Origin of the sequence: Actinoplanes octamycinicus, assembly GCF_014205225.1 — a bacterium.
GTDB classification, from domain to species: Bacteria; Actinomycetota; Actinomycetes; order Mycobacteriales; family Micromonosporaceae; genus Actinoplanes; species Actinoplanes octamycinicus.
Genome location: NZ_JACHNB010000001.1, coordinates 3,689,396 through 3,701,625 on the forward strand (window position 1 = coordinate 3,689,396; position 12,230 = coordinate 3,701,625).

Annotated in this window: 13 protein-coding genes; all 13 read left to right on the plus strand. The window is 72.5% G+C overall.

Annotation, left to right across the window (positions count from 1 at the left end):
• Positions 1-768, plus strand: a complete 768-nt coding sequence (locus BJY16_RS16540; protein ID WP_239176549.1) for a cell division protein FtsQ/DivIB — start codon at positions 1-3, stop codon at positions 766-768.
• Positions 769-1,067: 299 nt separating this feature from the next.
• The gene (gene ftsZ, locus BJY16_RS16545) at positions 1,068-2,210 is read left to right on the plus strand and encodes a cell division protein FtsZ (RefSeq protein WP_185040314.1); all 1,143 of its coding nucleotides are present in this window, start codon (positions 1,068-1,070) and stop codon (positions 2,208-2,210) included.
• A 1-nt stretch (position 2,211) separates the two neighbouring features.
• A complete protein-coding gene (locus BJY16_RS16550) occupies positions 2,212-2,922 on the plus strand; it encodes a YggS family pyridoxal phosphate-dependent enzyme (RefSeq protein WP_185046487.1) in 711 nt (236 codons plus the stop codon).
• A gap of 187 nt (positions 2,923-3,109) precedes the next feature.
• Positions 3,110-3,865, plus strand: a complete 756-nt coding sequence (locus BJY16_RS16555) for a cell division protein SepF (RefSeq protein WP_185040315.1) — start codon at positions 3,110-3,112, stop codon at positions 3,863-3,865.
• 23 nt (positions 3,866-3,888) lie between these two features.
• Positions 3,889-4,182 (plus strand): YggT family protein, encoded by a 294-nt coding sequence (locus tag BJY16_RS16560; RefSeq protein ID WP_185040316.1) that lies wholly within the window; start codon positions 3,889-3,891, stop codon positions 4,180-4,182.
• A gap of 55 nt (positions 4,183-4,237) precedes the next feature.
• The gene (locus tag BJY16_RS16565) at positions 4,238-5,047 is read left to right on the plus strand and encodes a DivIVA domain-containing protein (protein ID WP_185040317.1); all 810 of its coding nucleotides are present in this window, start codon (positions 4,238-4,240) and stop codon (positions 5,045-5,047) included.
• A gap of 32 nt (positions 5,048-5,079) precedes the next feature.
• Entirely contained in the window at positions 5,080-6,189 is a 1,110-nt protein-coding gene (locus tag BJY16_RS16570) for a hypothetical protein (protein WP_185046996.1), read from the plus strand.
• Positions 6,190-6,844: 655 nt separating this feature from the next.
• Positions 6,845-7,150 (plus strand): DUF167 domain-containing protein, encoded by a 306-nt coding sequence (locus BJY16_RS16575; RefSeq protein ID WP_185040318.1) that lies wholly within the window; start codon positions 6,845-6,847, stop codon positions 7,148-7,150.
• Between the two features lie 494 nt (positions 7,151-7,644).
• Positions 7,645-8,067: a TraR/DksA family transcriptional regulator gene (locus tag BJY16_RS16580; protein WP_185040319.1), complete on the plus strand. Its 423-nt coding sequence runs from the start codon at positions 7,645-7,647 to the stop codon at positions 8,065-8,067.
• A complete protein-coding gene (gene lspA / locus BJY16_RS16585) occupies positions 8,040-8,639 on the plus strand; it encodes a signal peptidase II (RefSeq protein WP_185040320.1) in 600 nt (199 codons plus the stop codon). Before BJY16_RS16580 ends, lspA begins: the two co-directional genes overlap by 28 nt.
• Positions 8,636-9,565, plus strand: coding sequence for an RluA family pseudouridine synthase (locus BJY16_RS16590; RefSeq protein ID WP_185040321.1), 930 nt, complete (start codon positions 8,636-8,638; stop codon positions 9,563-9,565). The genes lspA and BJY16_RS16590 overlap by 4 nt, the downstream gene beginning before the upstream one ends.
• 91 nt (positions 9,566-9,656) lie before the next feature.
• A complete protein-coding gene (locus tag BJY16_RS16595; protein ID WP_239176551.1) occupies positions 9,657-10,598 on the plus strand; it encodes a hypothetical protein in 942 nt (313 codons plus the stop codon).
• 184 nt (positions 10,599-10,782) lie between these two features.
• The gene (locus tag BJY16_RS16600; RefSeq protein ID WP_185040323.1) at positions 10,783-12,192 is read left to right on the plus strand and encodes a MinD/ParA family ATP-binding protein; all 1,410 of its coding nucleotides are present in this window, start codon (positions 10,783-10,785) and stop codon (positions 12,190-12,192) included.
• The last annotated feature ends 38 nt before the right edge of the window (positions 12,193-12,230 follow it).

Genomic DNA, 12,230 nt, shown 5'->3' on the forward strand with positions numbered 1-12,230 from the left:
GTGGCCGGCTCCGGCACACGCAACTGGCGGCTGGTGCGGGCGGACACCGACGCGGTGCCGCCGTCCGCACGCCGGTTCATGGCCCGGGCCCGGCAGCGCAAGCTGCGGGCCGCGCTGCCCTGGCTGATCGGCGCCGGCGTGCTGCTGGCCGCCGGCGCCCTGGCCTGGCTGTTCTACGGCACCTCGGTGCTCGGGGTGCGGTCGGTGGACGTGGTCGGCGCGCAGACCCTGGACCCGGAGCAGGTCCGGGCCGCCGCCGCGGTGCCGGCCGACCAGCCGCTGGCCCGGGTCGACCTGGACCAGGTCGAGGCCCGGGTGCGTGGCCTGGCCCCGGTCGACAAGGTGACGGTCACCCGGAGCTGGCCGTCCGCCCTGCGGGTCGAGGTGGTCGAGCGGGTTCCGGTAGCCGCGGTGCCGGTGCAGGGCGGGTTCGCGCTGATCGACGACGCCGGCGTGCCGTACCGGACGGTGGCCGAGCCGCCGGCCGGCCTGCCGCTGGCCCGGCTCGCCACGCCCGGCTCGGCCGATCCGAACACCGCCTCGGCGCTGATCGTGCTCGCCTCGCTCAGCGACGACCTGCGCGAGCAGCTGGTGGCGATCGCCGTGCCGTCGCCGGTGGCGATCCAGCTGGAGCTGAGCAAGGGCCGGGTGGTGGTCTGGGGGGACGACACCCAGAGCGACGAGAAGAGCAAGGTGGCCACCGCGCTGATCAAGCGGAAGGGCACCAAGTTCGACGTGAGCGCGCCACGGATCGTGACCATTCGGTAACTAAATATGTAAAACCGGCGAAAACGTACGAACGGAATATTACCGTCGAGGTTACGGGTGAGTCGCATACTCACCTCGTAAGCGGACGCGACACGCCGCCCGGGTTCTTTGGTCCGGGCGCGATGTCCGCATACGTTGCGTCGAAGAGGTTTGAGTGGTTGACATAACTCTCAACCTCTAGTAGAGGGTGAGGGTTTCCTCGCCCTCCCTTGTACGGCAGCGGATGTCGAAGTGCGGATCCCCGTGGAACCGCAGGGGCCCTCGGCATCCGCCAACCCCGGAAGGGAAGGCTGAGCCCGATGACACCTCCGCACAACTATCTTGCGGTCATCAAGGTCGTCGGCATCGGCGGCGGCGGCGTGAATGCCGTGAACCGCATGATCGAGGTTGGGCTCAAAGGCGTCGAGTTCATCGCGATCAACACCGATGCCCAGGCCCTGCTGATGAGTGACGCCGACGTCAAGCTGGACGTCGGCCGCGAGCTGACCCGTGGTCTGGGCGCCGGCGCCCAGCCCGAAGTCGGCAAGAACGCCGCCGAGGACCACCGCGACGAGATCGAGGAGGTCCTCAAGGGGGCCGACATGGTCTTCGTGACCTGTGGCGAGGGCGGCGGCACCGGCACCGGCGGCGCCCCGGTGGTGGCGAACATCGCCCGCAAGCTCGGCGCGCTGACCATCGGCGTGGTGACCCGTCCGTTCTCCTTCGAGGGCAAACGGCGTCAGGTCCAGGCCGAGGCCGGCATCGACGAGCTGCGCAACCAGTGCGACACGCTGATCGTGATCCCGAACGACCGGCTGCTCGCGCTCGGCGACCGCGGGATCAGCATGATGGACGCGTTCCGTCAGGCCGACCAGGTGCTGCTCTCCGGTGTGCAGGGCATCACCGACCTGATCACCACGCCGGGTCTGATCAACCTGGACTTCGCCGACGTCAAGAGCGTGATGAGCAACGCGGGCAGCGCGCTCATGGGCATCGGCAGCGCGCGCGGCGACAACCGCGCGGTCGAGGCGGCCGAGCGGGCCATCTCCAGCCCGCTGCTGGAGCAGAGCATGGACGGCGCGCGCGGCGTGCTGCTCTCCATCGCCGGCGGTTCCGACCTGGGCCTGTTCGAGATCAACGACGCGGCGCAGCTGGTCACCGACGCGGCCCACCCGGACGCGAACATCATCTTCGGCGCGGTCATCGACGACGCGCTCGGCGATGAGGTGCGGGTGACCGTGATCGCGGCCGGCTTCGACGGCGGTTCGCCGTCCTACAAGCCGTCCGAGCCGGTGCGCAAGCAGGTGCCGGCGCCGGTCCAGACCAGCACCTCGCCGGCCTCGTCGATCACCTCGACGTCGCTCACCCCGCACCAGCCCGCGTCCGCGCCGGCCACGCCGACGCCGCGCAAGGTGCTCTTCGACGACGTGGACGTGCCGGACTTCCTGAAGAACGGTTCCTGACCTGAATCACGAAGGACGGCGGGCCGAGCTCGCCGCGAACCTGCAGCGGGTGCGCGAACGGATCTCGCGCGCCTGCGAGTCGGCCGGGCGAGCGCCGGACGCGGTCACGCTGACCGCGGTGACGAAGACCTACCCGGCGAGCGACGTGCTGTTGCTCGCCGGGCTGGGCGTCACCGACGTCGGGGAGAACAAGGACCAGGACGCGTCCGGCAAGGCCGCCGAGGTGCGGGCCGCCGGCGTGCGGCTGCGCTGGCACTTCGTCGGCCAGCTGCAGCGCAACAAGGCGAGATCGGTTTCCGGGTACGCCGATGTGGTCGAGTCCGTGGACTCGCTGCGCCTGGTCACCGCGCTGGACCGGGCGGCCGTGGCGGTCCGGGACGAGCCGCTCGAGGTGCTGGTCCAGGTGAGTCTGGACGGTGACCCGCAGCGCGGCGGCGTGGCCGGTGACGATCTCTGGCGGGTATCCGACGCGGTGGCCTCATCGGACGGTCTGCGGCTGGGCGGGCTGATGGCCGTCGCGCCGCTCGGCGAGGATCCCGACCGCGCCTTCGCCCGACTGGCCGAAGTGGCTGGTCAGCTCGTTGCGACGCATCCCGCGGCCACGGTGCTCTCGGCCGGGATGAGCGGCGACCTGGAGGCCGCTGTCCGGCATGGGGCGACACACGTACGGATCGGTACATCTTTACTCGGGATGCGAAACTCGCTGCGGTAGCCTTGCGGCGGGCAGCAAACTACATGGGTGTTGTTTTACGCGACGCGCCACCGCCCGGCGGCCGTTGCGTCCGACGACGCAGCGTCGCAGTGAGCCGCGGGTCCGCATCGGACCCGGTGTCCGGCTCGCCAGGGGGACGCGGCTCGCCGAGGGGGCGCGGGCCGCAGAAGCGGACGGAGGTGGGGGCATGAACGGTTTCCGTAAGTCGCTGGTGTGGCTGGGGCTTGCCGAGGAAGAGGACGTCGACTACGAGGACCGTGGGTACCGGGAGACCGCCCACCGCTCGTCCCGGGATCGGGACCGGGACCGCGACCGGGAGCGCTACTCCTCCAGCTCCCGCTACTCGGACTCCTACGACGAGGACGAGGTCGAGGAGGAGCACGCCGTCCCGCGGGCGCGTGCCGACCGCGACCGGGGCGACCGCGCCGACCGGTTCGAGCGCGGCAGCCGGCTCAGCGAGCGCGCCTCCTCGGTGCGCGCCGACCTGGACCGGGACGACGACGACCGGATCGAGCGGGCCAGTGTGCGGTCGATCACCCGGCCCTCGGCGGCGCCCGAGCAGTCCTCCTCGCTGACCTACTCCACCCGGGAGAACCTGGCGCTCGCCCCGCAGCCGCCGGTCCACCAGCCGCAGGTCCAGCACCGCCCGGTGGAGGAGGAGCAGCGGTACCAGATCACCACGCTGCACCCCACCACGTACCGGGAGGCGCGCACCATCGGCGAGCACTTCCGGGACGGCGTTCCGGTGATCATCAATCTCACCGAGATGGATGAATCGGACGCGCGCCGGCTGGTCGACTTCGCCGCCGGGCTGGCTTTCGGCCTGAGGGGTACGATCGAGCGCGTGACCAACCGGGTTTTCCTGCTCTCACCGGCGAATGTCCAGGTCACCGCGGAGGACAAGGCCAAGATCGCTGAGGGTGGCTTCTTCACTCAGAGTTGACCCGAACGAGGGATCCGCCGGACGTGCTGTCGATCGTGTTCCAGATTCTCTATCTGTTGGTGTACCTCTTCTTCCTGGTGCTGCTGAGCAGGTTCGTCATGGGAGCGGTGCTCCAGTACGGACGCCGCTGGCAACCGGGCCGGGGCGCGTCTGCCGCACTCGAATTGGTGTGGAGCGTCACGGATCCGCCCCTCAAGGCGTTGAGGCGTGTGATCCCACCGCTGCGCATTGGTAACGTGAGTTTGGACCTGGCTTCCATCGTGCTGCTGGTTATCCTGTTCGTGCTCATGGAGTTAGTGCTAGTTCGCCTCATCTAGACCTACAGATAGACAGCAGCCCCAACCGCGGCCGCGACTGACCCGAGGAGTTTCGATGCCGCTGACCCCGGCCGACGTGCATAACGTCGCCTTCAAGAAGCCCCCGATCGGCAAGCGGGGGTATGACGAGGAGGAGGTCGACGCCTTCCTGGACGAGGTCGAGCGCGAGCTCGCCCGTCTGATCGAGGAGAACAACGAGCTGCGCGCCCAGGTGGAGCGCGGCGGTCGGGGTGGCGCGCCAGCCGGCCCGGGTGCCGACCCCCGCCTCGCGGCCGAGCTCAACGACCTGAAAGGCCAGCTCGACCGCGTGCAGCGGGACAAGTCGGCGGCCGAGCAGGCCGCCCGGCAGATGCAGGCCGAGCTCGAGCAGGTGCGCGCCCAGGGTGGCCCGGCCGGCGGCCCGACCGGCGCCGACGGCGAGCAGCAGGCGCTCCGGGTGCTGATGATGGCCCAGCGCACCGCCGACGACCACGTGTCCGACGCCCGCCGCGAGGCCGACAAGCTCCTCTCCGACGCCCGTTCCAAGGCGGAGGAGGTCACCCGGGAGGCCCGGGCCAAGGCCGACGCCCTCGAGCGGGACGCGCGGCAGCGGCACCAGGAGGCCATGGGCGGCCTGGACGCCAAGCGGACCGCGCTGCAGAAGCACATCGAGGAGCTCAAGCAGTTCGAGCGGGAGTACCGCACGCGCTTGAAGGCCTACCTCGAGAGCCAGCTGCGCGACCTCGACGGCCGTGGCCAGGGCCTGGAGGCCGAGATGGCGCGTGCCGACGCGAGCCGTGCGGTCGGTGGTTCCGGCGGTCTCGCCGCGGCCGGTCTCGCTGGTTCCTACGGCGGCCGGTCCAACGCCATCGAATCGGGTCGCTGACCACAGCCCGAGCAGCTCGACGAGGATGAGCCATGATTCCTGCTAGTTTCCCGCTCATCCTCGTCGCGGCGGTGTGCCTCGCGATCGGCCTGATCCGGGGGTCGAGCAGCCTTCTCATAGCGTCGATCGTGGCCAGCCTGCTGGCCGCGGTCGCCCTCGTCATCGGCTTGCGGCACAACGCCACGACGCGCCGCGCCACCGGGCCGGACCCCACCGGGTCGCCGGACGACGCCGTGCCCGCCGGGCCGCCGCCGCGCCGCACCGCCGCGCCTGACGCCCACGATTCTGCCCCGGCCGGCGCCGCGTTCGCAGCCGATTCCGGGTACCCCGGCGACACGCCCCGCGCCGCCGGCGGCCCCTTCGCCGCCGAGCCTCCCGGCCCCGCCGGGCCCGCTGAGTTCTCCGCCGCCGGGCGTGCCGAGTCCTCCGCCGCCGGGCGTGCCGAGTCGTCCGCGGCCGGGCGTGCCGAATCGTCCGCCGCCGGGTCCTCGCCCGCCGAGTCCTCCGCCGGGGCGGGCCGGACCGACCCGATCGGCTTCCCCGCCGCCGACGCTGATCCGGTATACGCGGATCGCCCCTCGGCGGATCAAGGCGACACTGTCGATCTTCCGCGAGCCACCGATTCGCCCTCCGGCGCACCTGCCGCGGGAACACACCTGCCGGACGAAACGCCCGCCGCCGCGGACTACCACGCCGCCTCCTCCACGATCGGCGCGGCGCGCGGCTCGGACGCCGACGACCAGTCCTGGCGCCGCCCGCCCGCCACCCCGGAGCCGCCCGTCGCGAACGAGGCCCCCGGCGTGGCCGAGCGGAGCTTCCCCGCGCAGGCCTCCGGTCCCGCCGATCCCGGTCCGGACCCGGCCGCGCTGGGCGACGAGTTCGGCGAACCGGACGCCGACGACCCGGACGACGAGCCGCTGCCCCAGTCGGTCCGCCCCACCGACGCGGTCCAGGTGGCCCGCCTCGACACCGACGTGCTGGTGGTCGACGGCCGCCCGCGCTACCACATGGCGGACTGCCCGCACCTGGTCGGCCGCCTGACCGAGCCGCTCCCGGCCGCCGAGGCGGTCGAGCTGGGCTTCAGCCCGTGCGGCCTGTGCCGGCCGGTCGACCGCCTGCTCGGCGCCAACGCCCACCGCTGACCGACCTGCCCGGCTAGCCCACCGCTGACCGGCGTTCCTGGCCCGCCTGGCCTGCTCACCGCTGGCCGGCGTCCCCGGGCTGCCCGGCGCTGACCGGCGTTCCCGGCCTGACCGGCGTTCCCGGCCTGACCGGCGTTCCTGGCCTGCCCGGCCTTCCCTGCCTTCCCTGCCTTCCCGGCCGCGTCCGTAACCCCGCCGGTCCGTGTCCCGGCGCATGGCGCCGTTTTCCACATGCTGGTTCTGTCCACAGCCTGCTCGGCGTCTTCCGCGGTTCCCGGCCACACTGATCTGCGGGGGCTCCCCCTGGGAGGGCGGGCAATGGGCGCGTGCGGGCGCTTGCGATGCGTTCCGGATGAGGTTCGGTGGGCTGCCGGCATGTGCTGCTGATGGGGCGGCAGGTCAGGTGGGCGGCATGCGCCCCGACTGGGGTGGGTCGGGCCGGCGGCGTGTGTTGCGGATGGAGCTGCGGGTCCGGTGGGCGGCGTGCGCCTCGATTGGGGTGGGTCGGACCGGCGGCGTGTATTGCTGATGGGGCGGGTCGGGTGGGCGGCGTGCGCTTCGATTGGGGTGGGTCGGGCCGGCGGCATGTGCTGCTGATGGGACGCGACGGCATGCGCCCCCGATCGGGCCGCAGGGCGGACGGCAGAATGACGGGATGGGGAAGCGGGAGGTGCCGCCCGGGTTCTCGGTGCCGGTGCGGGTTCGGCCCGGGGCCGGCCGGACCAGGGTGGGCGGGCGTTATGCCGGGCCGCACGGGCCGGCGCTGATCATCGCGGTCGGTGCGCCGGCGGTGGACGGCAGGGCCACCGAGGCGGTCCGGCGGGCGCTGGCTGACGCGCTCGGGGTGCGGGCGGCCGAGGTGACGCTCCGGCTCGGCGCGACCAGCCGCGACAAGGTCTTCACCGTCGACGCCGACGCCGGCGACCTGGCGTCCCGGCTGGCGGGCCTGCTGGACGGCTGATCAGCGGGCCGACGCGTGACCGCCGCCGCGGTGGGTAGGCAGGGACGCGGGAGCCTGGCGTGGAGTGACAACCGGTGATGCGGGAGTGACTCGGGGTGTATCGTCGTGTATCCGACGGGCGGGCGGCATGTTCGTGCCGGTTTGTCGGGTGCGGCGGGGCCGGCAGGTTGTCGGGGCATCTCACGTTCCGTATTCTTGCCACCCTCCGGAGTGCGCGGCGTTTGTCCAGCCGCGCCATTTCTGCAGGTGGGGAAGATCTGCGGCGGCGGCCGGCGGGAGCGGCGGCCACGCCCGCCGAGCGTGCCGGCTCGCGCGGCAGCCCGGGACCACGACGGGCTCGGGCGGCACGGTGGCGGGCTCGCCGGAGCACCCCGGGTGGGAGCGTGGGAGAGCAGACCGCGCGGGGGAAGACAGGAGGGATCGGGCGGCCTCGGGGCCGGACGGTCTCTCAGGGACCGCTGATCGCCGCGCCGGGCGCGGCCGAGGGAGCGATGATGGCCAAGGCAACCGACATCCGTCCCGGGGCAGGCGGTGGGGCCGCCTCCGAGCGGTCCCGCACCACGGCGGAGACCGCCGAGATCCGGGAAGCTCTGGTGGCGCGGCTCAACGAGCTGCAGGCCGAGTACGATCAGGCGCTCAGTGCGATCACCGAGCTCTCACGCGAGCGGCTCGCCGACTCGGCCGGGGACGACCAGGCCGACACCGGCACCAAGACGTTCGAGCGGGAGCAGGAGATCACGCTGGCCAACAACCTGCTCGAGCGGATCACACAGGTGGAGCGTGCCATCGATCGGCTCGGACAGGGCAACTACGGTTGGTGCGAGAAGTGCGGTAACCAGATCCCGGTGGAGCGTCTGGCCGCCTTCCCGTCCGCGACTCTCTGTGTCTCTTGCAAGCAACTGGAGGAAAGACGCTGAACGCCGACAAGGCCTCCCGCTTCACCCCGCGCGCCGTCGCGGTGCTGGGCGCCACCGCACTGGTCGCGGTGGCGCTCGACCAGTGGGTGAAGCACCTCTCCACCGAGAACCTCGACCCGGACGAGCCGGTCAGGATCCTCGGTGGCTTGATCTATCTGTCGCTGCTGCGCAACAGCGGGGCGGCGTTCAGCTTCGGCAGCGCGTACACCTGGATCTTCCCGGTGATCACGCTGGTGGTGATCGGCTGGATCGGCTGGATGGCGACGAGGCTGCGCTCGGTGCCCTGGGCGGTGGCGCTCGGCCTGGTGCTCGGCGGCGCGCTGGGTAACCTGGCCGATCGGCTGTTCCGGGCGCCCGGCCCGTTCCGCGGCCACGTGGTCGACATGATCAGCGCGTTCGCGCCGGGCGGTGACGTGTTCGCGGTGTTCAACATCGCGGACAGCTGCCTGACCGTGGGGGTCTGCCTCGCGGTGATCCTGGAGCTGACCGGGCGGCAGCGGGACGGCAGCCGGTTGAAGGGCAAGACCGACGAGAAGGCGGAGAGCGCCGCCGGGACCGAGGAGACGGCATGAGCGGCACGCGTTCTCTTCCGGTGCCGGACGGGCTCGACGGGATGCGCCTGGACCAGGCGGTCTCCCGGTTGTTCGGGCTGTCCCGGACGGCCGCGGCCACCCTGGTCGAGGCCGGCGACGCGCTGGTCGACGGCATTCCCCGGCCGAAATCGGACAAGGTCGCGGCGGGTTCCTGGCTCGAGGTGACCCTGCCGCCGCCGGTGACCGCGGCCCCGCTGGTGGCCGAGCCGGTGCACGGCATGTCGGTGATCTACAGCGACGACGACATCGTGGTGGTGGACAAGCCGGTCGGCGTGGCCGCCCACCCGAGTCCCGGCTGGACCGGGCCGACCGTGGTCAGCGGGCTCGCCGCGATGGGGCAGAACGTGGCCACCAGCGGCGCCGCCGAGCGGCAGGGCATCGTGCACCGCCTCGACGTGGGCACCACCGGCCTGATGGTGGTGGCCAAGTCGGAGATGGCCTACAGCGTGCTGAAGCGGGCCTTCAAGGAGCGCGAGGTGGAGAAGCGCTACCACGCCGTGGTGCAGGGCCACCTGGATCCGCTGCGCGGCACCGTCGACGCGCCGATCGACCGGCACCCGACGGCCGACTACAAGTTCGCGGTGATGTCCGGCGGCAAGCCGAGCGTCACCCACTACGACACGCTGGAGGCGTTCCGCGCCGCCAGCCTGGTCGACGTGCGGCTGGAGACCGGGCGCACCCACCAGATCCGGGTGCACTTCTCGGCGCTGCGGCACCCCTGCGTCGGCGACCTCACCTATGGCGCGGATCCCACCCTGGCGGCCCGGCTGAAGCTGAACCGGCAGTGGCTGCACGCCCGGGAGCTGGCCTTCCTGCACCCGCGGACGCACGATGAGGTGCGGTTCGTCAGCGACTACCCGGATGACCTCACCTACGCGCTGGACGTCCTGCAGGACGCCGGCTGACCCTCACTCTGGAGTGATCACCGTGGGCCCCGCGCATCGGCTGCGAGCGGTCCTCGTCAGGTTCGGGGGCGGCTCCCTCCGGTTGCAGGTGATGACCGGAGTGGCGCTGGCCGCTACCGTCACGCTGGTCCTCGCCGTCGTCTGGGCCGGCCGCCCCGGTGGCCCGCCCGGCGAGGACCCGGGCGACGTGGTCCGGGTCGGGGTGGTCGAGGGCCAGTCGGTCGGCGGCTATCTGGCGTCGTCCCGGCGCGAGCTGGCCATGCTGACCGACCCGTCCGGGCCGGCCGTGGGGGAGACCTGGGCGCTGGTCAGCCTGGACGCGTACACGGCGTCCGGGCGGCTGCCGGCGATGCTGGCCGGGGTGGCGGTGGCGCAGGTGTACACCCGGGTGCCGCTGCCGGACGCGCGGACCCAGGTGTCGCTGATCCCGATCTACTCGATGCCCGGCGACGTGACCGCCGGGATGCTCGACGCGGCCCTGGTCCGGGACCGGGAGCAGGCCGACTATCTGCGGCTGGAGCGGTCGCTGACCGGGGACGGGCGGCGCGCGGAACGGTTGCGGCTGACGTACGGGAACGCCGCCCGGACGGCGGCGCGGGAGGCGGCGGCGTACCGGGAAGGGTGTGCCTGTGTCTTCGCGGCCGTGGTCCGCGGCGCTCCGGTGACCCTGGACGACATCGCGTCCCGGCCCGGGGTCCGGGCGGTCGATCCGGCCCCGGAGGTGCGCAGCCTGGACCGCACCGAGTTCCGGCCGCCGCTGCCGGAGGAGCGCGGCACGGTGACCGCCGAGCCGTCGCCGCAACCCGTGCCAACCCCGGTGCCGGGCGTTGCCTCGGCCTCCCCGGGACGGTTACCGTCGTCGATCGAGATCACTGTGACTTCCGCCTCAGCCGGCCCGGGTGGCTTCCCGGCGCCGGCCGTCGTCCGGTCGTCACCGGAGCTGCTTGCCGTACCCTCGGAGACGGAGGCGAGGACCGCTCGCGACCCATCCGGCGCGTCTTCCGGAGCATCCGGCGCCGAACCGGAGCGTTAGTTTTTCCGTCTAACAGAACGTTCGGGTGGATGCACGTGCACGACCAGCGTGCCGCCATGTGATCAAGAACGACAGGGGGATGGGCGCACGGTCAGTGGCCCGAATAGGGTTCTCGTCCGTAGCCTGTCTTGGCGAGAACCCCTCGCCGGAGAACGACGTCGGGTAGGCGCAGAAAGGACAAGCCGTGGACGGGACCGAGACCGGCTGGGGCCGGCCTGCGGAGCCGGCCCCGCGCTGGCGGGCTCTGCTCGACCGTGCCCGGCATGGTCACCGCGCCGAGGAGCCCGCGGAGGAGCCGAAAGCGGAGCCCGCCGCGGTTCCCCAGCAGTGGGGCCAGCAGGCGCCGCCCACCCGCGGGGCGGCCCGCCCGGTGAACCCGCTGGACAACCGGGGTTATGACGGCCAGCGCCGGGCGCCCGAGCCGGAGGCCCGGCCGGAGCCACCGCGTCCGATGCCGCAACGCCCGATCAACCCGCTCGACCCGCGCTGGCAGGCCCGCCCGGAGCAGCAACAGCACAGTTTCTTCGAGCCGGCGCCGCGCTCGCCGCAGCCCGCTCCGCAGGCGCCACCGGTGCGCGGGGCGTACCCTCCGGCGCCCAGCTATCCGCCGCCCGCCCCGCAGCCCACCGCCTACCCGCCGCAGCCGGCCGCCTACCCGCAGGCCTACGCCCCGGCCCCGGCCGCCCCGCCGGCGGCCCCCCAGCCGGTGTCCCCACCACCCGCCCCGCCGGCTCCCTCGACGCCGGCGGGCGCACGGATCGAGTGGCGGCAGACCCGTCCGGACGACGGGACCGAGCGGGCGGTCGCGGTGATGCGGCGCAAGCTCGGGCAGCCCCGGGTGCTGGCGTTCGCCAACCCGAAGGGCGGGGTGCACAAGACCACCGCGACCGTGCTGGCCGCGGCCACCATCGGCAGCGTGCGCGGCCGCGGCGTGCTCGCCTGGGACGACAACGAGCTGCGCGGCACGCTCGGCCTGCGGGCCGGCAGCGCCCGGCACGCCCGGACGATCAAGCACCTGCTGGCCGACCTGATGCGGATCGAGAGCCTGCACGGCGACGCGCTGCTCCAGGAGCTGGACGCCTACCTGCGGCACGCCTCCGACGGGTCCTACGACGTGCTGGCCGGCGAGGAGAACCCGCGGTTCGCCCAGCGCCTGGACCAGGCCACCGTGCGCCGGGTGACCGATCTGCTGCGCCGTACCCATGACGTGATCTGCGTGGACACCGGCAACAACGTGGAGAGCGTGAACTGGCAGACGGTCATGCGGATGGCCGACCAGCTGGTGATCACCACGGTGCCCCGGGAGGACGCCGCGTTCACCGCGGACTGGATGCTCGACGTGCTCGAGGAGAGCGGGATGGGCGACATGGTGGCGAACGCCGTGACGTTGATCTCCTGCCCCTCGCCGGGCGCGCTGCCGCTGCTGGAGGACTTCAAGAAGCACTTCGCGACGCGGACCCGCGCGGTCGCCGTGGTGCCCTACGATCCGGCGCTCGAGGTGGGTTCCTCGATCGAGTACGCGGACCTGCAACCGGAGACCCGGCAGGCATGGTTGCGAGCCGCGTCGACGATGTTGGAGCCGTTCGCCGAGTAGTACGCTTCCGGGGCGCTGCCAGACGAAGAGGGGGTCCC

Bases quoted from the DNA above. Each gene is read 5' to 3' on its own strand.
- BJY16_RS16565 (WP_185040317.1), top strand. From the start codon at position 4,238: ATGCCGCTGACCCCGGCCGACGTGCATAACGTCGCCTTCAAGAAGCCC.
- BJY16_RS16595 (WP_239176551.1), top strand. From the start codon at position 9,657: ATGACCGGAGTGGCGCTGGCCGCTACCGTCACGCTGGTCCTCGCCGTC.
- BJY16_RS16575 (WP_185040318.1), top strand. From the start codon at position 6,845: ATGGGGAAGCGGGAGGTGCCGCCCGGGTTCTCGGTGCCGGTGCGGGTT.
- BJY16_RS16580 (WP_185040319.1), top strand. From the start codon at position 7,645: ATGGCCAAGGCAACCGACATCCGTCCCGGGGCAGGCGGTGGGGCCGCC.
- ftsZ (WP_185040314.1), top strand. From the start codon at position 1,068: ATGACACCTCCGCACAACTATCTTGCGGTCATCAAGGTCGTCGGCATC.
- BJY16_RS16570 (WP_185046996.1), top strand. From the start codon at position 5,080: ATGATTCCTGCTAGTTTCCCGCTCATCCTCGTCGCGGCGGTGTGCCTC.
- BJY16_RS16555 (WP_185040315.1), top strand. From the start codon at position 3,110: ATGAACGGTTTCCGTAAGTCGCTGGTGTGGCTGGGGCTTGCCGAGGAA.
- BJY16_RS16590 (WP_185040321.1), top strand. From the start codon at position 8,636: ATGAGCGGCACGCGTTCTCTTCCGGTGCCGGACGGGCTCGACGGGATG.